The 22,859-nt window shown below is 59.3% G+C and carries 27 protein-coding genes and 4 tRNA genes; 20 read left to right on the forward strand and 11 right to left on the reverse strand.

The window, feature by feature from the left end; translation table 11 throughout:
- Nucleotides 1-110: 110 nt before the first annotated feature.
- Both HDC30_RS09130 and HDC30_RS09135 read left to right on the forward strand, forming a co-directional pair.
- The gene (locus tag HDC30_RS09130; RefSeq protein WP_027613889.1) at nucleotides 111-824 is read left to right on the forward strand and encodes a FadR/GntR family transcriptional regulator; all 714 of its coding nucleotides are present in this window, start codon (nucleotides 111-113) and stop codon (nucleotides 822-824) included.
- Between the two features lie 92 nt (nucleotides 825-916).
- On the forward strand, nucleotides 917-1,147 hold the full coding sequence (locus HDC30_RS09135) for a hypothetical protein (protein ID WP_007965409.1): 231 nt from the start codon (nucleotides 917-919) through the stop codon (nucleotides 1,145-1,147).
- Between the two features lie 136 nt (nucleotides 1,148-1,283).
- Here HDC30_RS09135 and HDC30_RS09140 read toward each other — a convergent pair whose 3' ends face one another.
- Nucleotides 1,284-2,177: a DMT family transporter gene (locus HDC30_RS09140; RefSeq protein WP_103369506.1), complete on the reverse strand. Its 894-nt coding sequence runs from the start codon at nucleotides 2,175-2,177 to the stop codon at nucleotides 1,284-1,286.
- 101 nt (nucleotides 2,178-2,278) lie between these two features.
- On the opposite strand from HDC30_RS09140, the gene HDC30_RS09145 reads away from it, so the two are divergent.
- Complete coding sequence (locus HDC30_RS09145; protein WP_183782893.1) at nucleotides 2,279-3,142, forward strand: LysR family transcriptional regulator; 864 nt, start codon at nucleotides 2,279-2,281, stop codon at nucleotides 3,140-3,142.
- 44 nt (nucleotides 3,143-3,186) lie between these two features.
- Here the strand turns inward: HDC30_RS09145 and yegQ are convergent, their stop codons facing one another.
- Entirely contained in the window at nucleotides 3,187-4,521 is a 1,335-nt protein-coding gene (gene yegQ, locus HDC30_RS09150; protein ID WP_183782479.1) for a tRNA 5-hydroxyuridine modification protein YegQ, read from the reverse strand.
- Between the two features lie 192 nt (nucleotides 4,522-4,713).
- Here yegQ and HDC30_RS09155 point away from each other — a divergent pair, with 192 nt between their 5' ends.
- Together HDC30_RS09155 and HDC30_RS09160 are read left to right on the forward strand one after the other, a co-directional pair.
- Entirely contained in the window at nucleotides 4,714-5,400 is a 687-nt protein-coding gene (locus HDC30_RS09155) for a cysteine hydrolase family protein (RefSeq protein ID WP_183782482.1), read from the forward strand.
- A gap of 117 nt (nucleotides 5,401-5,517) precedes the next feature.
- On the forward strand, nucleotides 5,518-6,579 hold the full coding sequence (locus HDC30_RS09160) for an AI-2E family transporter (protein WP_027613894.1): 1,062 nt from the start codon (nucleotides 5,518-5,520) through the stop codon (nucleotides 6,577-6,579).
- On the opposite strand, the gene HDC30_RS09165 is transcribed toward HDC30_RS09160, so the two are convergent.
- The 3 genes from HDC30_RS09165 to HDC30_RS09175 all read right to left on the reverse strand — a co-directional run bounded on the left by HDC30_RS09165 (nucleotide 6,576) and on the right by HDC30_RS09175 (nucleotide 7,635).
- Complete coding sequence (locus HDC30_RS09165; RefSeq protein WP_027613895.1) at nucleotides 6,576-6,758, reverse strand: hypothetical protein; 183 nt, start codon at nucleotides 6,756-6,758, stop codon at nucleotides 6,576-6,578. The genes HDC30_RS09160 and HDC30_RS09165 overlap by 4 nt on opposite strands.
- A gap of 102 nt (nucleotides 6,759-6,860) precedes the next feature.
- Nucleotides 6,861-7,055, reverse strand: a complete 195-nt coding sequence (locus tag HDC30_RS09170; protein WP_047597446.1) for a hypothetical protein — start codon at nucleotides 7,053-7,055, stop codon at nucleotides 6,861-6,863.
- A 229-nt stretch (nucleotides 7,056-7,284) separates the two neighbouring features.
- A complete protein-coding gene (locus tag HDC30_RS09175; protein ID WP_007965394.1) occupies nucleotides 7,285-7,635 on the reverse strand; it encodes a hypothetical protein in 351 nt (116 codons plus the stop codon).
- Between the two features lie 257 nt (nucleotides 7,636-7,892).
- Between HDC30_RS09175 and HDC30_RS09180 the strand changes: the two genes are divergently transcribed.
- Nucleotides 7,893-8,711: a shikimate 5-dehydrogenase gene (locus tag HDC30_RS09180; RefSeq protein ID WP_183782499.1), complete on the forward strand. Its 819-nt coding sequence runs from the start codon at nucleotides 7,893-7,895 to the stop codon at nucleotides 8,709-8,711.
- A 216-nt stretch (nucleotides 8,712-8,927) separates the two neighbouring features.
- The gene (locus tag HDC30_RS09185; protein WP_183782502.1) at nucleotides 8,928-9,446 is read left to right on the forward strand and encodes a cupin domain-containing protein; all 519 of its coding nucleotides are present in this window, start codon (nucleotides 8,928-8,930) and stop codon (nucleotides 9,444-9,446) included.
- 116 nt (nucleotides 9,447-9,562) lie between these two features.
- Here HDC30_RS09185 and HDC30_RS09190 read toward each other — a convergent pair whose 3' ends face one another.
- On the reverse strand, nucleotides 9,563-10,207 hold the full coding sequence (locus HDC30_RS09190; RefSeq protein WP_183782505.1) for a YceH family protein: 645 nt from the start codon (nucleotides 10,205-10,207) through the stop codon (nucleotides 9,563-9,565).
- A 125-nt stretch (nucleotides 10,208-10,332) separates the two neighbouring features.
- Between HDC30_RS09190 and HDC30_RS09195 the strand changes: the two genes are divergently transcribed.
- Complete coding sequence (locus HDC30_RS09195) at nucleotides 10,333-10,842, forward strand: DUF1993 family protein (RefSeq protein ID WP_007965386.1); 510 nt, start codon at nucleotides 10,333-10,335, stop codon at nucleotides 10,840-10,842.
- A 241-nt stretch (nucleotides 10,843-11,083) separates the two neighbouring features.
- Here the strand turns inward: HDC30_RS09195 and sstT are convergent, their stop codons facing one another.
- Complete coding sequence (sstT, locus tag HDC30_RS09200; RefSeq protein WP_098968087.1) at nucleotides 11,084-12,316, reverse strand: serine/threonine transporter SstT; 1,233 nt, start codon at nucleotides 12,314-12,316, stop codon at nucleotides 11,084-11,086.
- Nucleotides 12,317-12,653: 337 nt separating this feature from the next.
- On the opposite strand from sstT, the gene HDC30_RS09205 reads away from it, so the two are divergent.
- The gene (locus HDC30_RS09205; RefSeq protein ID WP_027613900.1) at nucleotides 12,654-13,817 is read left to right on the forward strand and encodes an MFS transporter; all 1,164 of its coding nucleotides are present in this window, start codon (nucleotides 12,654-12,656) and stop codon (nucleotides 13,815-13,817) included.
- Here HDC30_RS09205 and nhaR read toward each other — a convergent pair.
- The gene (gene nhaR / locus HDC30_RS09210; RefSeq protein WP_097087795.1) at nucleotides 13,812-14,711 is read right to left on the reverse strand and encodes a transcriptional activator NhaR; all 900 of its coding nucleotides are present in this window, start codon (nucleotides 14,709-14,711) and stop codon (nucleotides 13,812-13,814) included. The two genes, HDC30_RS09205 and nhaR, sit on opposite strands and share 6 nt — an antisense overlap.
- Before the next feature lie 153 nt (nucleotides 14,712-14,864).
- On the opposite strand from nhaR, the gene HDC30_RS09215 reads away from it, so the two are divergent.
- Together HDC30_RS09215 and HDC30_RS09220 are read left to right on the forward strand one after the other, a co-directional pair.
- Nucleotides 14,865-15,107 carry a hypothetical protein gene (locus HDC30_RS09215; RefSeq protein WP_007965379.1) on the forward strand — a complete coding sequence of 81 codons (243 nt, stop codon included), beginning with the start codon at nucleotides 14,865-14,867 and terminating at the stop codon, nucleotides 15,105-15,107.
- A gap of 29 nt (nucleotides 15,108-15,136) precedes the next feature.
- On the forward strand, nucleotides 15,137-15,886 hold the full coding sequence (locus HDC30_RS09220; protein ID WP_183782508.1) for a TerC family protein: 750 nt from the start codon (nucleotides 15,137-15,139) through the stop codon (nucleotides 15,884-15,886).
- A 73-nt stretch (nucleotides 15,887-15,959) separates the two neighbouring features.
- Here HDC30_RS09220 and HDC30_RS09225 read toward each other — a convergent pair whose 3' ends face one another.
- A complete protein-coding gene (locus tag HDC30_RS09225; RefSeq protein ID WP_183782511.1) occupies nucleotides 15,960-16,127 on the reverse strand; it encodes a hypothetical protein in 168 nt (55 codons plus the stop codon).
- A gap of 232 nt (nucleotides 16,128-16,359) precedes the next feature.
- On the opposite strand from HDC30_RS09225, the gene HDC30_RS09230 reads away from it, so the two are divergent.
- The 3 genes from HDC30_RS09230 (at nucleotide 16,360) to HDC30_RS09240 (ending at nucleotide 17,546) form a co-directional block, all read left to right on the forward strand.
- Nucleotides 16,360-17,031 carry a peptidase C39 family protein gene (locus tag HDC30_RS09230; protein ID WP_183782895.1) on the forward strand — a complete coding sequence of 224 codons (672 nt, stop codon included), beginning with the start codon at nucleotides 16,360-16,362 and terminating at the stop codon, nucleotides 17,029-17,031.
- Between the two features lie 89 nt (nucleotides 17,032-17,120).
- Nucleotides 17,121-17,327 (forward strand): DUF6021 family protein, encoded by a 207-nt coding sequence (locus HDC30_RS09235; RefSeq protein ID WP_183782514.1) that lies wholly within the window; start codon nucleotides 17,121-17,123, stop codon nucleotides 17,325-17,327.
- A gap of 12 nt (nucleotides 17,328-17,339) precedes the next feature.
- Nucleotides 17,340-17,546, forward strand: coding sequence for a hypothetical protein (locus HDC30_RS09240; RefSeq protein WP_027613905.1), 207 nt, complete (start codon nucleotides 17,340-17,342; stop codon nucleotides 17,544-17,546).
- 53 nt (nucleotides 17,547-17,599) lie between these two features.
- On the opposite strand, the gene pbpG is transcribed toward HDC30_RS09240, so the two are convergent.
- Complete coding sequence (gene pbpG / locus HDC30_RS09245) at nucleotides 17,600-18,538, reverse strand: D-alanyl-D-alanine endopeptidase (protein ID WP_183782517.1); 939 nt, start codon at nucleotides 18,536-18,538, stop codon at nucleotides 17,600-17,602.
- 230 nt (nucleotides 18,539-18,768) lie between these two features.
- Nucleotides 18,769-19,623 (reverse strand): bifunctional methylenetetrahydrofolate dehydrogenase/methenyltetrahydrofolate cyclohydrolase FolD, encoded by an 855-nt coding sequence (gene folD, locus HDC30_RS09250; RefSeq protein ID WP_003223627.1) that lies wholly within the window; start codon nucleotides 19,621-19,623, stop codon nucleotides 18,769-18,771.
- 275 nt (nucleotides 19,624-19,898) lie between these two features.
- Between folD and HDC30_RS09255 the strand changes: the two genes are divergently transcribed.
- The 6 genes from HDC30_RS09255 to clpP all read left to right on the forward strand — a co-directional run bounded on the left by HDC30_RS09255 (nucleotide 19,899) and on the right by clpP (nucleotide 22,815).
- Nucleotides 19,899-19,975, forward strand: a tRNA-Arg gene (locus HDC30_RS09255).
- A gap of 32 nt (nucleotides 19,976-20,007) precedes the next feature.
- A tRNA-His gene (locus HDC30_RS09260) sits at nucleotides 20,008-20,083 on the forward strand.
- Between the two features lie 58 nt (nucleotides 20,084-20,141).
- Nucleotides 20,142-20,226 (forward strand) — tRNA-Leu (locus tag HDC30_RS09265).
- Between the two features lie 76 nt (nucleotides 20,227-20,302).
- A tRNA-His gene (locus HDC30_RS09270) sits at nucleotides 20,303-20,378 on the forward strand.
- A gap of 398 nt (nucleotides 20,379-20,776) precedes the next feature.
- Nucleotides 20,777-22,087, forward strand: a complete 1,311-nt coding sequence (gene tig / locus HDC30_RS09275) for a trigger factor (protein WP_183782520.1) — start codon at nucleotides 20,777-20,779, stop codon at nucleotides 22,085-22,087.
- Between the two features lie 92 nt (nucleotides 22,088-22,179).
- The gene (clpP, locus tag HDC30_RS09280) at nucleotides 22,180-22,815 is read left to right on the forward strand and encodes an ATP-dependent Clp endopeptidase proteolytic subunit ClpP (protein WP_007951559.1); all 636 of its coding nucleotides are present in this window, start codon (nucleotides 22,180-22,182) and stop codon (nucleotides 22,813-22,815) included.
- Nucleotides 22,816-22,859 lie beyond the last annotated feature (44 nt).

Here is a 22,859-nt window from a genome sequence, read left to right on the forward strand (position 1 = left end):
CGTTTTATTGAGTGTTGTCATACAAGTTGAAGGCGGTTTCGGCGCTAAAATCGACTCGTCAGCCATCACGCAGTGCTACGATCGGCAAGCTCCGAAGACCGGAACCGAACATGCAAGAAGACCTCGACGCCCCCGCGCCCAAACGTGCGCACAACCTCGCACACGATCTGGTGGAAAAACTCACCCAGAGCATCCTGCTCGGCCGGCTGTCGCCCGGCGACAAGCTGCCGTCGGAGAACGCCATCGTTCAGGAACACCGCGTCAGTCGCACGGTCGTGCGCGAGGCGATTTCCAAGTTGCAGGCGTCGGGGCTGGTGGAGACGCGGCACGGCATCGGCACGTTCGTCATCGAGCGCGTCGCGGAGCAGGGCTTGCGCCTGAATGTCGACACCGCGCTCGGCGTGCGCAGCATTCTTGAATTGCGCATGGGCTTGGAGACCCAGGCTGCCGCGTTGGCCGCGCAACGGCGCAGCGAGCAGCAACTGCTGCAGATGCGCCAAGCGCTGGATGACTATCAGCGTCTGCTGGACAGCAATGACAGTTGTGTCGAGGCTGATCGACGTTTTCATCTGCTGATCGCTGAGGCCACCGGCAATGTCTGCTTCAGTGAAATCATGCAGCACCTGGGCAGCGCGATGATTCCGCGTCAGCGGCTCAACGCTGCCGAGCGTGGCGCGGCGGATCTGAGCAAGCTGGGGCAGTTGGCCCATCTGGAGCACGAAGCGATCCTGAATGCGATCAAGCGGCAGGATCCGGACGCGGCGCGCGCGGCCATGTGGCTGCACCTGACCAACAGCCGCGACCGCTTCAGTGCTCAAGGCTGATTGCCGTTGGTCTGCTCGATAGCACCGCCTGCGCAGGCACGCTTCCAAGCTGTATGGCCCGGGTTCTCCGGACCTCCTTGGTGAGGTGTGTCATGGCTAATGATTTGCTGTTTCAAGGTGGTGTGCTGCCGACCGATCCGACCCGTCCGGTACCCGGCACGGATGAGCCGACACTGGCCGATCACGATGCGCCGCCGGGCATGAGCCCGGGACGTGATCCGTTGAGTGATGCCGATCGGCCGGAAGACTGGAAGGACCCGGCGGCCGACGATGATGTGCCGCCGGCGGATGAGCCGACTCCGTTGTCGGATGACAGGCGCTGAGGCTAACCCGGCACGAGATATTTATAGTCTGCGCCGGCCCGTTCGCGAGCAAGCTCGCTCCCACAGGTAGAACGCATCCCCCTGTAGGAGTGAGCCTGCTCGCGATGGGGTCATCAGCCTCAGTAAAAAACCTCGATCAGACCTCAACCGGTCGACCCTCCACCCGCCGCTCCAGATTCAACGCCAGCACACTGATCAACACCACCGCCGACCCCGCCAGCACCATCAGCGTCGGTCGCTCGCCCAATCCCAGTGAAGCAATCCCCATCGCCGTCGGTGGTATCAGGTACAACGTCATCGTCGCCCGGCTCAAGTCCACATGTTTGAGCACAAAGCCCCAGGCCAGATAGGCCAGTGCACTGGGAAATACCCCCAGTGCCAGCACTGCCCACTGCACTCGCAGCGGCGCATTTACCACCGCCGCACCCAGTCCCGGCAGATAAATCAGCAACAGCAGCGTCCCCGACCACACCGCATAACAGGCCAGACTGAAGCCGTCATAACGCCGGGCGTGATGTTTTTGCAGGGCGAAGTAAATGCTCCATGACAGCGCCGCCAGCAGAATCAGCAAGCCATGCGCGTCGATCTGCCCCAGGCCCCGATCGGCGCTGACCACGATCACCACCCCGACCAGTCCCAGCAAGACGCAGCCCCATCGCCAGACACTGACCTGATCCTTGAACACGTAACGCGCCAGCAGCGTACTGAACAGCGGGCTCGACTGCGCCAGTACGCTGGAGGCGCCGGCACTGACGCTTTGCTGGCCGATGTTCAGCGCCACGTGATGCAGGCTGACCGCAAAAAATCCCAGGGCGAACAACAGCGGTACGTCGCGCCGTTGCGGCAGGCGAATACCCTTGAACGCTGCGATCACGGCCATGAACAACGACGCCAGCAGAAACCGCAGCAACGCCAGATGCCCGGGGTCGTAGGCTTGCAGGCCGATGTGAATGCCGGTGGGTGAATAGGCCCAGCAGCCGACCACGAAGGCCATGGCCAGAATGATTTTCAAGGGAGAAGGAGACGGCATGATCGGCGCACCGCAAGGGTTGATGCGCCGAGTATCCGGGCGGCGAACAAGTCTCCACAACTGACTTATACTGCACTGAATGTTCACTTTGAGTGATGAGTATGGAGTTGGCGCAGATTCGCATGTTCAAGACCGTGGCCGATGAGGGCAGCATTGCCCGCGCTGCGGAAAAATTGTGTTGTGTGCCGTCGAACATCACCGCACGGATCAAGGCGTTGGAAGCGGAACTCGGTGTGGCGCTGTTTCTGCGCGAGGGGCGCGGGCTGCGGATCAGCCCGGCGGGGCAGACGTTCCTCGCGTATGCCGAGCGGATTCTGGCGCTGACCGCCGAAGCCAAGCGCGCGGTGGATCCCGCCGCCGAACCGTCCGGCCCGCTGCGTATCGGTGCGATCGAATCCTCGGCCACCGGTCGTTTACCCCGACTGTTGGCCAAGTTTCACCAGCGCTATCCGCAGGTGGCGCTGGAATTGACCACTGGCACTTGGGGTCAGTTGCTCGACGACACCGTCAGCCATCGCCTCGACGGCGCCATCGTCGCGGTGGACGTCGAGCGTTCGCAACTGAAACGCACGCCGATGTACCGCGAAGAATTGCTGCTGATTGCCTCGACGTCATTCGGACCGGTGCGCGAGATCCACGATCTGCAGGACAAAACCGTGTTCATGTGGCCGCAGGGTTGCCCGTATCGGGCGGCGCTGGAGCACTGGCTGTTACGTCAGGGGCAGGCGCTGCCGATTGTCAGCCTGGCCAGTTATGGGGCGATTGTCGGTTGCGTGAGTGCTGGCGCCGGAGTGGCCTTGGTGCCTAAAGGCGTGTTCGAGCAATACGCCAAGGGCGCTGGATGCGTGGGGTATGAGTTTCCCGAACTGACGGCGATCGACAACCTGTTTTACTGGCACGAAAACGCCGGGGTACACCCGGCGCGTGAGGCGTTTGTGGCGATGTTGCGTGAAGAATTCCTCTGATCACATCCAACGCGCACCTGTAGGAGCTGCCGCAGGGGAGGGGGTCAAGGAGTCAGGTCGCGCATCAGCAGGCCAAAGCGCAAATCCACCGCATCCGGAATCGGCAAGTACACCGTGTGTCCATCCCCTGGCGCAACCTCGATCGCTTCACCCTTGGCACTCTGCAACTGGTGCAGATCGAAGTGGAAATTGCCCTTGGGCGTCATCAGTTCCAGATGATCGCCCAAGGCAAAACGGTTCTTCACTTTGACCTCGGCCAACCGGTCGCGGCGTTCGCCGGTGAGTTCGCCAACGAACTGCTGGCGCTCGGACACCGAGCTGCCGTTCTGATAATTCTGGTATTCGTCATGCACATGGCGACGCAGGAAACCTTCGGTGTAGCCGCGCTGGGCCAGTGATTCCAGATCGGTCATCAGACTGCGGTCGAACTCGCGCCCGGCCATCGCATCATCAATTGCCCGGCGATAGACCTGGGTGGTGCGCGCGCAATAGAAGTGCGATTTGGTCCGGCCCTCGATCTTCAGCGAATGCACGCCCATGCGCGTCAGGCGTTCGACATGCTGCACCGCGCGCAGATCCTTGGCGTTCATGATGTAGGTGCCGTGCTCGTCTTCAAAAGCGGGCATTAGTTCATCGGGGCGATTGGCTTCCTGCAGCAGAAACACCTGATCGGTCGGCGCGCCGATGCCCAGGGTCGGCTCCGGCTGGAAGGTCTGCACGATCTCGCCGAGCTGGTTTTCCGTGGCTTGCTGCGTCGAATACTTCCAGCGGCAGGCGTTGGTGCAGGTGCCCTGATTCGCGTCGCGCTTGTTCATGTAGCCCGACAGCAGGCAGCGCCCGGAGTAGGCCATGCACAGCGCACCGTGGACGAACACCTCCAGCTCCATGCCCGGTACCTGTTCACGGATTTCGCCGATTTCTTCCAGCGACAGCTCCCGCGACAGAATGATCCGGCTCAGCCCCTGTTGCTGCCAGAATTCGACGCTCGCCCAGTTCACCGTGTTGGCCTGCACCGAAAGGTGGATCGGCATCTGCGGGAAGTGCCGGCGCACCAGCATGATCAGGCCCGGGTCGGACATGATCAGCGCGTCCGGCGCCATCTCGATCACTGGCGCCAGATCCTTGAGGAAGGTCTTCAGTTTGGCGTTGTGCGGGGCGATGTTGACCACCACGTAGAAGCGCTTGCCCTGTGCCTGCGCTTCGCGAATGCCGAGGGCGAGGTTGGCGTGGTCGAATTCGTTGTTGCGCACCCGCAGGCTGTAGCGCGGCTGCCCGGCATAGACCGCGTCGGCACCGTAGGCGAAGGCGTAGCGCATGTTCTTCAGGGTGCCGGCAGGGGCGAGCAATTCCGGGGCGGCGAGGGGGAGGTCTGGCTTCATGGCGGCATCGGTCGCAAAAGCGCGGCAGGGTAGTGCAGTGGCAAGTGCGGTTTATTGATCTGGATCTACGTTTGAGTGCGTGGACTTTATCTGTGTAGAAAGCGCACAGATCATGTGCCGGTTTTACTGTGTTCGGTGCGGCGGTGGCTGCTTAAGATTCGCTTGTCAAATCAACCGAAGCAGGACTTTCCCATGCAGAACTTTACTCGCCGCTTTCTAACCGCTTGTGCATTTTCTGGGGTATTGGCCAGCAGCGCAGCGATGGCCGACAACCACCCGACCATTCGGGCAATGTCCGGCGCGACACCGGCTGATCATTTGCCAGCGGGCAAATCCGCACTGGTGGTGATCGATTTCCAGAATGAATATTTCAGCGGCCGGATGCCGATCCCGGACGGTGCCGCTGCCCTGGCGAAAACCCGTGAGCTGATCACTTTCGCCGACAGTCACAAGATCCCGGTGTATCACGTGCAGCACGTCGCGCCGGCCGGTTCGCCGGTATTTGCCATCGATGGCCAGACCGTCAAATTTCACCCGGACATGCAGCCGCGTCCGCAAGACGTGGTGCTGCAAAAGAGCACCGTCAGCGTGTTCGCCAGCACCGACCTTGACCAGCAATTGAAAAACGCCGGCATCCAGACCCTGATCATTTCCGGCCTGATGACCCACGCCTGTGTGGCGGGTGCCGCGCGGGACGCAGCGCCTTTGGGCTACAACGTGATTGTCGCGTCCGATGCCTCGGCGACCCGCGCCATCACTCGCGCCAACGGCGTGTCTATCGACAAGGATTCGCTGCACAAGGCCGCGCTGGCGGAAGTCGAAGACACCTTCGGCGACGTGTTGAGCACTGCGCAGATCGTCAAACTGCCGGTGCGCTGATTAGCCGGGCTGCATCGTCCAGGCAATCTATGCTCCATGAACAAAGATGGCACTCGCGCGCGCCCCGGCTGACTAAGGTTCGGGGCGTGCGAGACGCCTGACTGACATGGATCGGACATGAACGAAAAAACCCTGCAATTCAAATCCCTCACCGTGCTGTTGCTATTGGTGACGGTCGCCTTCATCTGGATTCTGCTGCCGTTCTACGGCGCGGTGTTCTGGGCGGTGATTCTCGGCATTCTGTTTGCGCCGATGCAGCGCAAGTTACAGCTCAAATTCGGCTGGCGGCGCAACCTGACAGCGCTCTGCACTCTGGGCATCTGCCTGGTGATCGCGATTCTGCCGGTGATCATCCTCAGCATCCTGTTGGTCCAGGAAGGCGCGACGGTGTACAACAACATCGAAAGCGGCCAACTGGACATCGGTGCCTATCTGGCACAGTTCAAACACAGCCTGCCCCCGTATTTTCAGCATTTGCTCGATCGCTTCGGCATGGGCGAACTCAACGGTCTGCGCGAGAAAATCGTCAAGGCGTCGATGCAGGGCAGTCAGGTGCTGGCCAGTCAGGCGTTCAGTTTCGGTCAAGGCACATTCGAGTTCGTGGTCAGCTTCGGCATCATGCTGTACCTGCTGTTTTTCTTTCTGCGCGATGGCGCCGAGCTGGTGCGCAAGGTACGCACCGCGGTGCCGTTGGAAGAGAGCCACAAACGCCGTTTGCAGTTGAAGTTCAATCGGGTGGTACGCGCGACGGTCAAGGGCAACCTGGTGGTGGCGGTCACTCAGGGCGCATTGGGTGGGGCGATTTTCTGGTTTCTCGACATCCCTAGTGCGTTGCTGTGGGCGGTGCTGATGGGCTTTCTGTCGCTGTTGCCGGCGGTGGGTGCGGGAATCGTCTGGGCGCCGGTGGCGGTGTACTTTCTGCTCAGCGGGATGATCTGGCAGGGCGTGGTGCTGGGGCTGTTCGGGGTGTTTGTGATCGGTCTGGTGGACAACGTGCTGCGCCCGATTCTGGTCGGCAAGGACACGCGCATGCCGGATTACATGATCCTCATCTCGACCCTCGGCGGCCTCGCGGTGTTTGGCCTCAACGGTTTCGTGATCGGGCCGCTGATCGCGGCGCTGTTCATGTCCAGTTGGGCGCTGTTCATCGAGACCAAACCGAAAGTCCAGTTGCCTTAAGCGTGGAATGGGCGGCTGACGATTTTCTGTGACAGGGCCTGCGCCGCGGGCAGTGAAGTGAGCGGGCCGCTGATCGGCTCGCCATCGCGCACCAGATACCAGCAGGCGAGCAATCCCGACGCTCTGAGCGATGCGGGAACAGCGCTGCCGATTACCGACATGATTTGAACCTGAGCCATGACAAGTACCTCCATCAATCTGTGGAGCTACCTTAGGGATTCGCTGCGCTCAGGGACAATCAACGCTTTCGATAGTGGTCATTGATCACAGTGAGGACTGCATCAGTCGACAACCTGGTCGAGCATGTGCACCACTTCGTGCTCATTGAGCAGGCCCTTGTGCACGAGATTCTCCGCCAGCAGCGAAAGAAACTTGGCGCAGCGGTGGCCTTCCAGGTGTTTCAGTTCAGTCAACGCGCTGTACACCTTGCTTGAAGTGCACAGGCCGACGATGCGGTGCGGATTTTGTGTAGGCATGGGTCGTCCTTGTTTTTATCAACCTGTTGTTTACGGACGGATTCAGATTGCGGTTCCGTCATGACAAATAGATGACCGTTCTGTGTTTTGCCCCCAACGGTCAAGTCCATCATGCCGACTTTAGCTGCTGGAACTGTCCTCACAGCGACCTTGGCGAGATTTTTTCAGACTCTGCCCGACCGACGGTCATAAAAAAGCCCCGCTATAAAGCGGGGCTTGTTGGTTGCGATTACCAGCGCGGACCACCGTAGTAGCCGTGTGGCCGGCCGTAGTAGCCGCGTGGTGGGCCGTAGTAGACCGGGCCAGGCACGTAGACCGGTTGTTGCACATAGACCGGGGCCGGCTGGTAGTAGACCGGTGGCGGCGGTTGTTGCACATAAACCGGTGCCGGTTGAGCGTAAACAGGCTGTTGCACGTAGACCGGCCGGTCCTGGTTGATCAACGCGGAGCCGATGATGGCCGAGCCGACGATCGCACCAAACACTGCCGGACCCTGCCAGCCACCGCCGTGGGCTTCTGCCTGACCTGTGATAGCGAATGCACCAATCAACAAGGCCACGATGGGGAGTTTACGAATCATGATAATTCCTCGGTTCTTCGACCCGGCGTCCGGGCCTGCACCAGGCCCAAAGTTGTCGCGGGGATACTTCTATGACAGCGAAATTCTGAAAATCAGCACAGCCGCTGGGTAAATTTTGTGTAAGGTCTGTACCGGCTTCTTTACCGGCAGGTCAAAGGGGCTCGCAGCCCGTTGCAGACAGGCGCTTATGATCGTCCAGAACCCGATGGAATGGCTAACTCCGTCCATCCGAAAGTCCGTTTTGAAGGAGAAGTTTCATGCAGATGAATCCCAACAAAGACACCCAGCTGTGCATGTCCCTGTCAGGGCGCCCCGGGAACTTCGGTCTGCGGTTTCATAACCATTTGTATGAGCAGTTGGGCCTGAACTTCTATTACAAGGCGTTCAGCAGTCAGGACCTGCCGGGGGCCGTTGGCGGGATTCGTGCGCTGGGGATTCGTGGTTGCGGGGTGTCGATGCCGTTCAAGGAAGCCTGCATCGCGCTGGTCGATGAGCTGGATGCGTCGGCAGCGGCGATCCAGTCGATCAATACCATCGTCAACACCAACGGCCATCTCAAGGCTTACAACACCGATTACATCGCCATCGCGCAATTGCTGGAAACCTACGCGGTACCGCAAGACACGACGTTTGCCCTGCGCGGCAGCGGCGGCATGGCCAAAGCAGTGGCGAGTGCCTTGCGCGATGGTGGCTACAAGAATGGCTTGATCGTTGCGCGTAACGAGCGCGCCGGGCGCGCATTGGCCGATTCGCTGGGCTATCGCTGGCAGGCGGAGCTCGGCGACGAGCGGCCGCAGATGCTGATCAACGTCACCCCGGTGGGCATGGACGGCGGGCCGGAGGCCGGGCAACTGGCGTTCGAGCCTGAAGTGATCCAGGCCGCCGACACGGTATTCGATGTGGTAGCGATTCCGTCGGAAACGCCGCTGATCGTGCGGGGGCGGGCCGAGGGTAAGAAGGTGATTACCGGGCTGGAGGTGATTGCGATCCAGGCGCTGGAGCAGTTTGTGCTGTACACCGGGATGCGGCCGAGTGAGGTGCAGTTTGCGGCGGCGGTGGCATTTGCCCGGAGCTGATGAGTTGTGCTGGCTGGGCGGGCCTCTTCGCGAGCAGGCTCGCTCCCACAGTTGAATTTTTGTCATGCACAGATTGTGTGTTCGCTGTAGATCCTCTGTGGGAGCGAGCCTGCTCGCGAAGGATGCACCACGGTCTCAAGCCAGACATCCATGCCTATACTGCCTCCCCAGCCAGCCCAGACTTGCCACCCACAAAAACCGTGACCGAGGCCCGCCATGCACCCACCCATCCTCAACCTGCACCAGGTCGAACTCGAATCCCTGCCAGAAGCGCTGGCTCCGGAAGGTGAAACCGCTGGTCGCTACCAGCAAAGTATGGCGCGCATCGGCCAGCAGCTTGGGGCACAGAAACTCGGCTATCGGTTGTACGCATTGCCGCCGGGCATGCGCGGCAGTCCGTTTCACAGTCATCGGGTCAATGAAGAGATGTTCTATGTGGTGGCCGGGGAGGGCGAGGTGCGATTAGGGGCTGAACGCTTTCCGATTCGCGCGGGCGACGTGATTGCCTGCCCGCCGGGCGGCCCGGAAACGGCGCATCAGATCATCAATACCAGCCATGCAGAGCTACGTTACCTGGCGGTCAGCACCCAGCAGCAACCGGATATATGCGAATACCCGGACTCCAACAAATATGCGGTGATGGACAACTTCAAGGTCGATGCCCAGGGCAATGCTTCAGGCTTTGTTGCCGTGGCGCGGCAGGCGGACGGGGTGGACTACTGGGATGGCGAATAACCCGTAGATCTCATGTAGGAGTGAGCCTGCTCGCGATGGCGGCCTGTCAGGCAATGAATTTTTGAATGAACCGGCGCGATCGCGAGCAGGCTCACTCCTACAGGGGATTGTGGTGATTATTCGAGACGCGCCAGGCGCTCTTCCAGTGCGGCAATTCGTGCTTCCAGCTCTTCAATGCGTTCAACTGACACACCGCTGGTCGAGCGTTCCCCAGGATTCTGCCGCGCCGCCAGGATCGCCTCGATATCTGCCGGATCGCCCAGCGCATGGGTGTAGCGGTCTTCACGCTGACCGGCCTGACGCGGAATCAACACCGCCAGTCCGCGCGCGATCAGGCGCTCAAGCTGATGCACCACTTGCTCGGCATCCTCGAAGTCGTGCATGCGGCCGCTGCGGGTCAGCAGCTCATTCACCGTCTGCGGGCCACGCAGGAACATCAGGCCAGTGAGAGTCACTTGGGCCGGCACCAGTTCCAGCGCCTTGTCGAGCTTGTGCTCCCAGCGGTCGGCGCGACTGCCCATGACCAGTTTGGCGTAACCGTGGCTTTCCAGCGCCCGCAGGCTCTGGCCAACCTGGCCTTGAGTCAGGTTCATCACCGGCTCGCGGCTGGTTTTCTGATTGCAGGCCAGCACCAGCGCATTGAGGGTCAGCGGATAGGTTTCCGGGCTGGTGGCCTGTTTTTCGATCAACGCACCCAGGATGCGGATTTCCGTGGCATTGAGCCGTGGTTCGTCGGTGGTGGTTGCAAGTTCGGTGGTCATCGCGCGTTCCCTCAGCAGTCGAAGGCGCCTAGCCTAATCCTTGGCTAACAAAAGGCAAGCCGTGTGGTCATCAAGCATGGCTATAATCGCCTCCACGTTCCACCCAGCCACTACACGAGACTGCCATGACCATTTCCCTGTACGCTGCATCCGTCCCGGTTTTTCAACAAATGCTCAACGCCCTGAGCGATGTCCTGAAAAAGGCTGAAGCCCACGCCACTGAGAAAAACATCGACCCGAACGCCTTCCTGCAAGCGCGCCTGTACCCGGACATGTTCCCGCTGGTGCGTCAGGTGCAGATCGCCGTCGACTTCGCCAAGGGCGTTTCCTCGCGTCTGGCCGAAGTCGAAATCCCGAAATATGACGACACCGAAACCACCTTCGCCGAGCTGCAGGCGCTGATTGCCAAGGTCCTGGCCTACATCGGCGAGATCAAGCCGGAGCAGATCAATGGCAAGGAAGGCATCGAGATTGTTACTCGTCCGGGCACCCCGAAAGAGAAGCGCTTCAGCGGCCAGGCTTACCTGCTGAGCTACGGTCTGCCGCAGTTCTTCTTCCACGTCACCACCACCTATGCGCTGCTGCGTCACAACGGTGTTGAAGTGGGTAAACGCGATTACATGGGCGCGTACTAAATCGTTAGAAGCCCTCACCCTAGCCCTCTCCCAGGGGGAGAGGGGACTGATCGCGTTGTTTGTTCGAGATACGCCGACTTGATCTATCGAGTTGAACTCAAGGCTTGAATGCGACAAAGATCGGCTCCCTTTCCCCCCTCGCCCCTTGGGGGGAGAGGGTTGGGGTGAGGGGGGAAAGATCTCGGCCACAAAAAAGCCCGCCAGGGTTCACACCTTGGCGGGTTTTTCATTGCAGCAATTGTTACGCAGTGCGCTGGGCTTTCGCCTCTTCACCCAGGCACGCCGCGGCGGTAAACAGCACATCGGTGGACGAATTCAACGCCGTCTCCGCCGAGTCCTGCAACACCCCAATGATGAAACCGACCGCCACCACCTGCATGGCAATCTCGCTCGGGATACCGAACAGGCTGCACGCCAGCGGAATCAGCAACAGCGAACCACCGGCCACGCCCGAGGCGCCACAGGCGCAGATCGCCGCGACGACGCTGAGCAGAATCGCGGTTGGAATGTCCACGGCAATCCCCAGTGTATGCACCGCTGCCAGGGTCAATACGGTGATGGTGATCGCCGCGCCGGCCATGTTGATGGTTGCGCCCAATGGGATCGAGACCGAGTAGGTGTCTTCGTGCAGGCCCAGGCGCTTGCTCAATTCCAGATTAACCGGAATGTTTGCCGCCGAGCTGCGGGTGAAGAACGCGGTGATCCCGCTTTCGCGCAGGCACTTGAGGGTCAGCGGGTACGGGTTGCGGCGCAGTTTCCAGAACACGATCAGCGGGTTCATCACCAGCGCGACGAACAGCATGCAGCCCAGAAGCACGCCCAGTAGATGCGCGTAACCGATCAGTGCGCCGAAGCCCGAGGTCGCGAGCGTCGAGGCCACCAGACCGAAAATGCCCAGAGGTGCGAAGCGAATCACCACGCGCACGATCAGCGTCACGCCATTTGACAGGTCGCCGAGCACTTCGCGGGTGGTGTCACCGGCGTGGCGAATCGCGACGCCCATGCCGATCGCCCAGGCCAGAATGCCGATGAAGTTGGCATTCATCAGCGCGCTGACCGGGTTATCGACCACGCTCAAAAGCAGACTTTGCAGCACCTCGGCGATGCCGCCTGGCGCGGTGACTGACACGTTGTCGGTGGATAACACCAGATGCGAGGGAAACGCCATGCTGGCAACCACCGCCACCACCGCCGCAGCGAATGTGCCGAGCAGATACAGAAACAGGATCGGCCGGATGTGGGTTTCCTGGCCGTGCTTGTGGTTGGCAATCGACGCCATCACCAGCACGAACACCAGAATCGGCGCCACGGCTTTCAGCGCCGAGACGAACACTTTGCCGATGAACGCCGAGCCTTTCGCCGCTTCCGGAGCGAACAGCGCCAGAGCGATACCGGCAATCAGGCCGATCAGGATCTGCGTGACCAGGCTGAGGTTTTTCAGGCGTTGCAATAGAGAAGGGGATGAAGCGGTCATAACGGCATCTCTGATTTTTTATAGGGTGCAAGGTTGCGTGAAACCGGTGATACATCGGGGGGCAGGTCACCGGCACGAACCGAAAGGGCTGACGCGCCATCAACGCTGTTAAACAGGCCGCTGAATAGGGTGTACGTTTTTCAGGGCGCGGACTTTATCACAGCGTAGGCGTTATCCTTCAGGCCTGTGACGATCTGCCACCGGATTGATCGGCAAGTCGGCAGGTTTGTGCAAGTCAGCCCGGAAACACTCTGTTAAGATTCGCCATCCTCATTTTCATAGTCTGCCAGCGGGCCTCTTGGTCATCGCTGGTGTCGTCGTTTTGCTGGAGTTGCTCATGCTGTTGCCCATTCTTCTGTTGTCCGCCGCCGGATTCACGGTGCTGACCACAGAGTTCGTCATCGTCGGCCTGTTGCCGGCCATTGCCCGCGACCTGGCGGTAACCATTCCGCAGGCCGGTTTGCTGGTGACTCTATTCGCTTTCACGGTGGCGATGTTCGGTCCATTTTTGACCGCGTATTTCGCCCGGTTCGAGCGGCGCAAGTTGTTCATCACGATTTTGATCATGTTCGGCCTGGCCAACACCGTTGCGGCGCTGGCGCCGAACATCTGGGTCATGGCCATCGCCCGGCTGATCCCGGCGCTCGGCCTGCCGGTGTTCTGGGCCTTGGCCAGTGAGACGGCGGTGGACATCGTCGGCCCGGATCACGCCGGCCGCGCGATTGCCAAGATCGGCTTCGGCATTGTTTGCGCGACGGTGTTCGGCATTCCGGTGGGCACCTTGATTTCCGATGCGTTCGGCTGGCGCAGTGCGTTCGCGATTCTGGCAGTGATCGCTTTCGCCAAGGCCTTGCTGCTGTTTGTTTACCTGCCGAAAACCAGTCTGCACCAGCATCAGGTCAGTTTCGCTTCGCAGTTCAAGATCCTGCGCAACCCGCTGATGATCGGCCATGTGCTGTTGTCGATTCTGGTATTCAGCGGCATGTTCACCGCTTATACCTATCTGGCCGACATTCTTGAGCGTCTGGCCGGGTTCAACGGTACGGTGGTTGGCTGGTGCCTGATGGGCTTCGGTGCGGTCGGGCTGATCGGCAACTCACTGGGCGGTCGCGCGGTGGATCGTCATCCACTGGGCGCCTCGGTGTTGTTCTGCGCGTTCATGATTGCCGGCATGGTCTCGCTGGTGCCGAACATTCACTCGACGGTGGGGCTGGCGGTGGCCATGGGCATCTGGGGTATCACCCAGGCTGCGTTGTTCCTGGTCAGCCATGTACGCCTGATGAAGGCCGCACCGGAAGCGCCAGCCTTTGCCGCCTCGCTGAATATCGCCGGGGCCAACCTCGGGATCGGCCTCGGAGCGATGATCGGCGGTCGAGTGATCGACAGTGCCGGCCTCGGCTTTCTGGGGTTCGCCGCTGCCGGGTTCATCCTGCTGTCGGTGTTCCTCGCCATGGTGCTGATGACGCTCAAGCCGCGCGAAGCGTGCGCCCAGACGTCATAACGCGGTAAACAGCTCGCGTCGGGCACCTTCGGTAATCGCAACGATGCCGGGGTGCTTGACCTTGCGCTCCACCGAAATGGCATAGAACGACTCGGTCACCGCGTCGGTCTGGCCAATCTCCTCGACGCCGTACTGGCGTTTGACTTCATCGGCAATCACGCTCGGGCCGATGAAAATCCCGCTGCCCGATTGGCCGAAGGCTTGCATCAGGGCGCTGTCATCGAACTCCCCGACGATTCGCGGCTGGATCTGCTGCTCGGCAAACCAGCGCTGCAAACGGCTGCGCACCACGGTTTCCGCGCCGGGGATCAACAGCGGTGCGCCGTTGAGGCTGCGCGGGAAATCCTGCCCGTATTGCGCTGCCAACTTCGTGGTGGCGAAGAAACTGATCCCGCATTCGCCGAGCTTCTGGCTGTAGCCCTTGATGTCAAGGTGCGACGGCATCGGGCTGTCGGAGATCACCAGATCCAGGCGCTGGATCGCCAGATCCGCCAGCAGGCGTTCGAGTTTGTCTTCGCGGCAGGTGATGCGTAGCGGCTCGTGCAACTCCATGGTCGGCGCAATCAGGCGGTAGACGATGGACTTGGGCACCACGTCCGCCACGCCGACGCGGAACAGGATCTGCTGCTCGTTGGGCTGGGCGCGCAGCATCAGCTCCAGTTCGCCGCCTAACTGAAACATCTGCTCGGCGTAGGGCAGGGCTTGGCGTCCGGCTTCGGTCAGCTCCAGTTGGCGGCCGACCCGTTGAAACAGTTCGATGCCGTAGGTTTGTTCGAGCAGCGAAATCTGCCCGCTGATGGTTTGTGGCGTGAGGTTAAGCTGCTCGCAGGCACGCACGATGCTGCCGGTTTTGGCGACCACCCAGAAGTAATGCAGTTGTCGGTAGTTGAGCATCGAGCCACGACCTCTGTTTTGAAGGTATTGGATTCGTAAAAACCGAAGTATAGCCGCTAAAAATACGAATTTTCCTGAACTGTTTGTCTCCCTAGAATGCCCAGCCATCGACGGGCGGTCTGTGACCCTGTCTGTTCATTCGAAGGAAGTCCCATGAAATACACAATTCCAGCGTTGATGTTTACGTCTTTACTGCTTATGGCCGGTTGCGATCAGGCCGAGAAAAGCGCCCAGCAGTTGATGGGCAAGGCCGCCGAAAGCGCCAAACAGGCGATCGACGACACGCACAAGGCTGCTGAACAAGCACTCAGCGACGCCACCGGCGGCCTGATCGAGAAAAAAGAAACACCGGAAAAAGACGCGGAAAAATCCGAATCTTCCTCCAAGACCATCTAAACCGTCTTACACAGAGTCAGGACTGACCCATGGAATATCTGTTAGAACTCGCCGCCAGCCCCGCCGCCTGGGTTGCTTTGGCCACACTGGTGGTGATGGAGATCGTGCTCGGCATCGATAACCTGATCTTTATTTCGATCCTGACCAACAAACTGCCCGTGCAGCATCGGCAGAAGGCGCGGCGCATCGGTATCGGCATGGCGCTGATTCTGCGTCTGGCCCTGTTGAGCACCATCGCCTTCATTGTGCAGTTGACTGCCCCCGTGATCGAAATCATGGGCCAGGCGTTCTCATGGAAGGACATGATCCTGATTGCCGGTGGTCTGTTCCTGGTGTGGAAAGCCACAACCGAGATCCATCACAGCATGAACCCGGCGCCGGAAGACCCGAAATCCGCGACATCGACCGTGACCTTGGGTTTTGCGGCTGCGATCGGTCAGATCCTGATGCTGGACATGGTGTTCTCGATCGACAGCATCATTACCGCGGTGGGCATGACTGAGCACTTGCCGATCATGGTGATCGCAGTGGTGGTCTCGGTAATGGTGATGCTGTTCGCGGCTGAACCGCTGGCCAAGTTCATCAACGACAACCCGACGGTGGTGATGCTGGCGCTGGGCTTCCTGATCATGATCGGCATGACGCTGATCGCCGAAGGCTTCGGCGCCCACGTACCGAAAGGGTATGTGTACGCGGCCATGGCGTTCTCGGCAGCGATTGAGGTGTTGAACATGATGTCGCGCCGGGCGAAGCAGAAGAAACTGGCGCAGCAGGCGTAAGCGCTGACCAGCCAAAAGCCCCCTGAGCGCCAAGCGTTCAGGGGGCTTTTTTATGGGCGGAACGTTTGCAGTATCAATGTGCGGTCGCGTGCCGTACGTTGTGCTTTTGCGGTTTTTCGACCGCCACAGGTGGCTGCGGGTGATGGTGGCGCCGCGAAATTCGCAGCACGCCCCATAACATGGCAGCGGCCACGGCCAGCCAGCCGGCGATCAGCATTACGATAGTCATGGTCAGGCTCATCAGTGCCTCCTCTTTGCCCTGCGTCGGGCACTCACTTTTTCAATTCGCTCTGTTTCAGTGACAGTCTAGACAATGGGGTGTTTCAGACTATTGACCAAAGGTCGGTAATGACCAATCAGTTCGCTCTATGCAAACGATCGGTCTGAGGTTTAAGGCTATACCGCAGGCCTGCGCCGCCCTATGATCGCAGGCGTTGCCGGAACACGATGACCGGCGTCTGACGAGAGTGATGATGGTGCAGGTATTTTCTCGATTGCGAGGGGCGTTGCTGGTGGCCGGTTGCGCGGCGGTGTTGGCAGGGTGTGCGGGCAGTGTCGCGCCGCAGGTCAAGCGTCTGCCGGAACGGGTCGAACTCAGCGGCACGTTCTATCGCGGCGAAGCCAATCAGAGTGGTCCGCAAGTGCTGGCCAGCCTGTTGTCGCAGCAAGGCATCATGATCACCCCGGGCCTGCTGGAAAAACCGTTGCATCTGCCGGGGGCACAGGATCAGTTGCAGCAGAATCTGCAGAACCTGGCCCGTGATTACGGCATGGTGGTCTACCCGCTGGACAAGAACCTGCCTGCCTTGTTGACTCAGGTGGCGGCCGGTTATCCGGTGATGGTGCGCTTCAGTGAAGGCTCGGCGTTCTGGGCTGAACCGCGTTACGCGATCCTTTCCGGTTATGACCGGCTGAAACAGAAGGTGCTGTTGCGCGCCGGGATGAATCGCCGCGAACTGATGAGTTTCAGTTCCTTTGAATCCGCCTTCGAAAAATCCGGCGGCTGGGCAGTACTGATCCAGAAACCGTCGCAGATTCCTGCCGAAGTCGACCGCCAGCGCTGGCTCAAGGCCGCGGACGAGCTGACGCAGGCCGGGCAGGAACGTGAAGCGGCGCAAGCCAGAAAGGCCTTGGCCGCACATTAAGGCTCCGTTCGTCATCAGCCGGGCACCCTCACGCCCGGCAGGCCTCTCACTGATAGAGCCCGAATGTGCGGGTGAATCAGGAGGCGAGCATGGCAGATTCCCCATCCCCGAAAAGCCCACACTCAAGCGAGCATTCGTCCGGTCATGATCTGGGTTTCGATCCGGATTCGCCGGATCTCGACGATCCGCAGGTTGATCCGGTCGGCCCCGCCAAGGCGCCGCGAGACGTGCAACCCGACGACGACAGCCAGCGACCGGCCAAGCCCTATGATCCGTTGGCCGATCTGAAACCCTGAAGTGAGGTGCGTATGAGTACCGATTCCAGCTTCGACGATAAAAAACCGGACAGCGTGCCGACCACGCCTGAGGACGACGTGGATCCTGTGCTGGATCCGGACAGTCCGCTGAGGGATCCGTTGGCACGGCCTAATGTGCTGACGCCGGAGCATCATCGTGATCCGAGTGCCGGTGATGGCATTCCCGATGACGAACAGATGCCGCTGCCCAATGACTGAGACGCAGGCAGTAAAAAGCCCCGAGATGCCGGGGCTTTTTATTGTTTCGCGAACTACTTGGAGGCTTCGACCACGCCGCTCTGGCGCGCCTTGAGGTTCTTTTCGGCCTTGTATTGTTGGGCCACTGCCGGAACGTTGGTGCTGCGTCCGGTTTCCATCCAGCTGCGGATACGGCTGGCATCTGCAAAATGCGTGTACTTGCCGAACGCATCGAGAATCACCAGGGCGACCGGACGATTGCTCATTCGCGTCACCAGCACCAGGCAATGACCCGCCGGGTTGGTGAAGCCGGTTTTAGTGATCTTGATGTCCCAGTCAGCCTTGTTCACCAAGTGATCGGTGTTGCGGAAACCCAGGGTGTAGTTGGGTTTGCGAAACGCTACGGTTTTTTCCTTGGTGGTGGTCAGCTCGCTGAGGATCGGATGCTTGCTCGCGGCGACCAGCAGTTTGCTCAAGTCGCGGGCGGTGGACACGTTGCGTTCCGACAGCCCGGTCGGCTCGACATAGTGCGTATTGGTCATGCCCAGCGCTTTGGCCTTGGCGTTCATTGCGGCGATGAACGCGGCGTAACCGCCTGGATAGTGATGCGCGAGGCTGGCGGCCGCACGGTTCTCCGAGGACATCAGGGCAATCAGCAGCATCTCGCGACGCGGCAGTTCGCTCTTCAGTTTGACTCGGGAGAACACGCCTTTCATTTCCGGCGTGTGGCTGATGTCGACGTCGATCCATTCGTCCATGTTCTGGTGCGCTTCAACTACCACCAGTCCGGTCATCAGCTTGCTCACCGAGGCGATCGGTACGATCACATCCGGGTTGCTCGAATAGATGACTTTATTGGTCTGCAAATCCATAAGCAGGGCGCTGCCGGAGGCGATCTTCAGTTGTGAAGCGTCGCGTGGCGCGGCGGTAGTTTCTGCGGCGTTGACCGTTGGCGTGACGAATGTGCCTGAAACAGCAAATAACAGGCTCAGGATCGAAAGACGAATTTTCACGCGGGCGAACTCATAAAGGTTGGATATTCCGTTAGCTTGTAACGGGTTATTTCTTCAAAGCGTCGCATTCTAGGAGTATGGCTGAAGATCTGTCGATGGTTGTTTGAATGACCTGAAAATCTCGTGAAAAGGCCTGTAAAAATAGGGGTTTCCGGCGAACGGTTAGTGTTTTTTCTCAGATACGAAAAACCCCGCACAAGGCGGGGTTCTTTTACTGCGCAAAAAACGTCTCAGGCGTGCAGGGTTTCTGCCGCGTAGAGGGTGTTTTCCAGCAGGCAGGCACGGGTCATCGGGCCAACGCCGCCGGGAACCGGAGTGATCCAGCCAGCGCGGGGCAGGGCGGTTTCATACACCACGTCACCGACCAGCTTGCCGTCGTCCTGACGGTTGATGCCGACGTCGATCACGATCGCGCCTTCCTTGATCCACTCACCCTTGACCAGTCCCGGCTTGCCGGCGGCGACCACCACCAGGTCAGCGCGACCGACGTGGCCGGCCAGGTCCTTGGTGAAGCGGTGGGTGACGGTCACGGTGCAACCGGCCAGCAGCAGTTCCATCGCCATCGGACGACCGACGATGTTCGACGCGCCAACCACCACCGCATCCAGACCATAAAGGTCAACGCCGGTGCTTTCCAGCAAGGTCATGATGCCCTTTGGTGTGCACGGACGCAGCAGCGGAATGCGCTGGGCCAGGCGGCCGACGTTATAAGGATGGAAGCCATCGACGTCTTTGTCCGGGCGAATGCGCTCCAGCAGTTTGGAGGCGTCCAGGTGCTCGGGCAGCGGCAGTTGCAGCAGCACGCCGTCGATGGCCGGGTCGTCGTTGAGGCGATCGATCAGATCGGTCAGCGCTTCTTGAGTGGTTTCGGAAGGCAGGTCGTAGGCTTGAGAGAGGAAGCCGACCTCTTCACAGTCTTTACGCTTGTGCGAGACATAAACCTGAGAGGCAGGATCGCTGCCGACCAGGATCACCGCGAGGCCGGGAGTGCGCAGGCCTTGCTGGCGACGCTCGGCAACTCGTTGGGCGATCTGCTGGCGCAGGCTGGCGGCGATCGATTTGCCGTCGATTAGTTGTGCAGTCATTGCGCGTGATTAACCATCGAGAGGGGAAAAAAAGAGAACGCATTCTCGCATGTCAGACGGTGAGGGCAAAGGCGCTTGGTCAGCAAATTCCCCTAACTCCTTTAATTAAATGAATTTTTTTCAAAAAGGATTTGACGACCTTGGGAGCGCTCTATACTATTCGTCGCACTTGTCGGGCACAGCCTAGCACTGGTTAAGAAGGTTGAGCGGAATTAGCGTTCTGCGAAGCTGGAAAGCATTTAGTTTGTAGTCCTCCAAGAGTACAGATTAATAAGGCGCCCGTAGCTCAGCTGGATAGAGCATCCGCCTTCTAAGCGGATGGTCGCAGGTTCGAGTCCTGCCGGGTGCGCCATTAGGCAGCTTTGGCACAAGTAGCGCGATATGGTGGGCGTAGCTCAGTTGGTAGAGCACGGGATTGTGACTCCCGTTGTCGTGGGTTCGATCCCCATCGTCCACCCCATATTTCGAAAGGCGCCAGATGTAACAATCTGGCGCCTTTGCTTTAAAAAGCTTCATCTGCGGATGTGGTGGAATTGGTAGACACACTGGATTTAGGTTCCAGCGCCGCGAGGCGTAAGAGTTCGAGTCTCTTCATCCGCACCAATTAAAGCTTCATTCATGCCGCAGGCCTGATGAAGTTCAGCAAAGAAGTTGAATGGCTTTTTTGTGACGCAATATGGTGGGCGTAGCTCAGTTGGTAGAGCACGGGATTGTGACTCCCGTTGTCGTGGGTTCGATCCCCATCGTCCACCCCATATTTCGAAAGGCGCCAGATTTAACAGTCTGGCGCCTTTTTTGTTTTACGGCTGGTGGTTTGTCGCGCAGCGTTTCGGGTCGAAGGGCAGGGCGTTTCGTCGTGTTCAGGGGCTTGCTGTCAGCGTGCCGACCGCCGGCCATGTTCGCGGGATCAGCCGTCAGGGAGATGGCTCGCAGTCTCTTCTATATATAGAAGCGGTTGAAGCAGAGCCTTGGCGTGATGGTCTTTATTCGTCTTCGAGGTGGAGTGCATTGCTGCATTCACACCTATAAATGGCCTGCTGTTTTTTTACCCGTTTTCAGTAGGGTGACTTCTTGAGTTTGACCCACTAGAATGCATGCCCTTGATTCTGGGGTCGGAAACGGCCGGCTAACGTCTGTGCAACGAGGAATATCCATGCAAGTTTCTGTTGAAAATACTACTGCTCTTGAGCGCCGCATGAGCGTCACCGTGCCGGCTGAGCGCATTGAGAGCCAGGTCAACAAGCGTCTGCAGCAGACTGCCCAAAAGGCCAAGATTGCTGGCTTCCGTCCAGGCAAAGTGCCAATGAGCGAAATCAAGCGCCGTTTCGGTGCTGACGCTCGTCAGGAAGCTGTTGGTGATGTCATCCAGTCCTCCTTCTACGAAGCCGTGGTTGAGCAGAAGCTGAACCCTGCCGGTTCGCCTTCGATCGAGCCGAAGTCGCTGGAAGCTGGCAAAGACCTGGAATACGTTGCCGTATTCGAAGTGTTCCCTGAGTTCACCATTGCCGGTTTCGACGGCATCACTGTCGAGCGTCTGAGCGCTGAAGTGGCTGACGCCGATCTGGACAAGATGCTGGACATCCTGCGCAAGCAGAACACCCGTTTTGAAGTGGCCGATCGTGCTGCTCAGAACGAAGACCAGCTGAACATTGATTTCGTTGGCAAGGTTGACGGCGAAGCCTTCGCTGGCGGCTCGGCCAAAGGCACTCAGCTGGTGCTGGGTTCCGGTCGCATGATCCCGGGCTTCGAAGAAGGCCTGGTGGGCGCTAAAGCGGGCGAAGAGCGCGTTCTGAACCTGACCTTCCCTGAGGACTATCAGAACCTGGACCTGGCCGGCAAAACCGCCGAGTTCACCGTGACGGTCAACACCGTTTCCGAGCCTAAGCTGCCAGAGCTGAACGAAGAGTTCTTCGCTCAATTCGGCATCAAGGAAAGCGGCATCGACGGTTTCCGCACCGAAGTTCGCAAGAACATGGAGCGTGAGCTGCGTCAGGCCATCAAGTCCAAGGTAAAAAATCAGGTAATGGACGGTCTGCTGGCCACCAACCCGATCGAAGTGCCGAAGGCTCTGCTGTCCAACGAAGTTGACCGTCTGCGTGTGCAGGCGGTTCAGCAGTTCGGTGGCAACATCAAGCCTGACCAACTGCCGGCCGAGCTGTTCGAAGAGCAAGCCAAGCGCCGTGTAGTGCTGGGTCTGATCGTGGCCGAAGTGGTCAAGCAATTCGACCTGAAGCCTGACGAAGCCCGCGTTCGCGAAATGATTCAGGAAATGGCTTCGGCTTACCAGGAACCTGAGCAGGTCGTGTCCTGGTACTACAAGAACGAGCAGCAACTGAACGAAGTTCGTTCGGTTGTGCTGGAAGAACAAGTTGTGGATACTGTTCTGCAGAAAGCTAGCGTGACCGACAAATCGGTCTCTTACGAAGAAGCGGTCAAGCCGGTAGAAGCTCCAAAAGCCGACTGATTGTTTTTGCGTTAAGAAGTACACACATAAGCCAGCCTTCGAGCTGGCTTATGCGTATTCAAGACATAACTATTTGGGAGTGACTGCAGAGCATGTTCCGTAATTCGTATATTCAGCAGAACTCTGATATCCAGGCCGCTGGCGGCCTGGTCCCGATGGTTGTCGAGCAATCTGCTCGTGGCGAGCGCGCCTATGACATCTACTCGCGCCTTCTGAAGGAGCGCGTCATTTTTCTGGTGGGTCCTGTAGAGGACTACATGGCCAACCTGATCTGTGCGCAATTGCTGTTCCTTGAAGCGGAAAACCCGGACAAGGACATCCATCTCTATATCAACTCCCCGGGCGGTTCGGTGACAGCGGGCATGTCGATCTACGACACCATGCAGTTCATCAAGCCAAACGTCTCGACGACGTGCATTGGTCAGGCGTGCAGCATGGGTGCATTCCTGCTGACGGCCGGTGCTCCAGGCAAGCGTTTCTGCCTGCCGAACTCGCGTGTGATGATTCACCAGCCACTGGGCGGTTTCCAGGGCCAGGCCTCTGATATCGAAATCCATGCCAAGGAAATCCTCTTCATTCGCGAGCGTCTGAACACGCTGATGGCCAAGCACAGCGGTCGTACGCTTGAAGAAATCGAGCGTGACACCAACCGCGACAACTTCATGAGTGCAGAAGCTGCGAAGGAATACGGCCTGATCGACGAAGTCATCAACCAGCGTCCTGCGTAAAATAAGCAGCTCAAAATAAGGTGGGTCGGCAGGTCCGACCACCA

This window comes from Pseudomonas sp. JAI115, from assembly GCF_014200835.1.
In the GTDB taxonomy this organism is placed as follows: domain Bacteria; phylum Pseudomonadota; class Gammaproteobacteria; order Pseudomonadales; family Pseudomonadaceae; genus Aquipseudomonas; species Aquipseudomonas putida_A.

Excerpts from the sequence above, each read along its gene's own strand:
- HDC30_RS09130 (WP_027613889.1), top strand. The coding sequence starts at position 111 with ATGCAAGAAGACCTCGACGCCCCCGCGCCCAAACGTGCGCACAACCTC.
- HDC30_RS09135 (WP_007965409.1), top strand. The coding sequence starts at position 917 with ATGGCTAATGATTTGCTGTTTCAAGGTGGTGTGCTGCCGACCGATCCG.
- HDC30_RS09140 (WP_103369506.1), bottom strand. The coding sequence starts at position 2,177 with ATGCCGTCTCCTTCTCCCTTGAAAATCATTCTGGCCATGGCCTTCGTG.
- HDC30_RS09145 (WP_183782893.1), top strand. The coding sequence starts at position 2,279 with ATGGAGTTGGCGCAGATTCGCATGTTCAAGACCGTGGCCGATGAGGGC.
- yegQ (WP_183782479.1), bottom strand. The coding sequence starts at position 4,521 with ATGAAGCCAGACCTCCCCCTCGCCGCCCCGGAATTGCTCGCCCCTGCC.
- HDC30_RS09155 (WP_183782482.1), top strand. The coding sequence starts at position 4,714 with ATGCAGAACTTTACTCGCCGCTTTCTAACCGCTTGTGCATTTTCTGGG.
- HDC30_RS09160 (WP_027613894.1), top strand. The coding sequence starts at position 5,518 with ATGAACGAAAAAACCCTGCAATTCAAATCCCTCACCGTGCTGTTGCTA.
- HDC30_RS09165 (WP_027613895.1), bottom strand. The coding sequence starts at position 6,758 with ATGGCTCAGGTTCAAATCATGTCGGTAATCGGCAGCGCTGTTCCCGCA.
- HDC30_RS09170 (WP_047597446.1), bottom strand. The coding sequence starts at position 7,055 with ATGCCTACACAAAATCCGCACCGCATCGTCGGCCTGTGCACTTCAAGC.
- HDC30_RS09175 (WP_007965394.1), bottom strand. The coding sequence starts at position 7,635 with ATGATTCGTAAACTCCCCATCGTGGCCTTGTTGATTGGTGCATTCGCT.
- HDC30_RS09180 (WP_183782499.1), top strand. The coding sequence starts at position 7,893 with ATGCAGATGAATCCCAACAAAGACACCCAGCTGTGCATGTCCCTGTCA.
- HDC30_RS09185 (WP_183782502.1), top strand. The coding sequence starts at position 8,928 with ATGCACCCACCCATCCTCAACCTGCACCAGGTCGAACTCGAATCCCTG.
- HDC30_RS09190 (WP_183782505.1), bottom strand. The coding sequence starts at position 10,207 with ATGACCACCGAACTTGCAACCACCACCGACGAACCACGGCTCAATGCC.
- HDC30_RS09195 (WP_007965386.1), top strand. The coding sequence starts at position 10,333 with ATGACCATTTCCCTGTACGCTGCATCCGTCCCGGTTTTTCAACAAATG.
- sstT (WP_098968087.1), bottom strand. The coding sequence starts at position 12,316 with ATGACCGCTTCATCCCCTTCTCTATTGCAACGCCTGAAAAACCTCAGC.
- HDC30_RS09205 (WP_027613900.1), top strand. The coding sequence starts at position 12,654 with ATGCTGTTGCCCATTCTTCTGTTGTCCGCCGCCGGATTCACGGTGCTG.
- nhaR (WP_097087795.1), bottom strand. The coding sequence starts at position 14,711 with ATGCTCAACTACCGACAACTGCATTACTTCTGGGTGGTCGCCAAAACC.
- HDC30_RS09215 (WP_007965379.1), top strand. The coding sequence starts at position 14,865 with ATGAAATACACAATTCCAGCGTTGATGTTTACGTCTTTACTGCTTATG.
- HDC30_RS09220 (WP_183782508.1), top strand. The coding sequence starts at position 15,137 with ATGGAATATCTGTTAGAACTCGCCGCCAGCCCCGCCGCCTGGGTTGCT.
- HDC30_RS09225 (WP_183782511.1), bottom strand. The coding sequence starts at position 16,127 with ATGAGCCTGACCATGACTATCGTAATGCTGATCGCCGGCTGGCTGGCC.
- HDC30_RS09230 (WP_183782895.1), top strand. The coding sequence starts at position 16,360 with ATGGTGCAGGTATTTTCTCGATTGCGAGGGGCGTTGCTGGTGGCCGGT.
- HDC30_RS09235 (WP_183782514.1), top strand. The coding sequence starts at position 17,121 with ATGGCAGATTCCCCATCCCCGAAAAGCCCACACTCAAGCGAGCATTCG.
- HDC30_RS09240 (WP_027613905.1), top strand. The coding sequence starts at position 17,340 with ATGAGTACCGATTCCAGCTTCGACGATAAAAAACCGGACAGCGTGCCG.
- folD (WP_003223627.1), bottom strand. The coding sequence starts at position 19,623 with ATGACTGCACAACTAATCGACGGCAAATCGATCGCCGCCAGCCTGCGC.
- tig (WP_183782520.1), top strand. The coding sequence starts at position 20,777 with ATGCAAGTTTCTGTTGAAAATACTACTGCTCTTGAGCGCCGCATGAGC.
- clpP (WP_007951559.1), top strand. The coding sequence starts at position 22,180 with ATGTTCCGTAATTCGTATATTCAGCAGAACTCTGATATCCAGGCCGCT.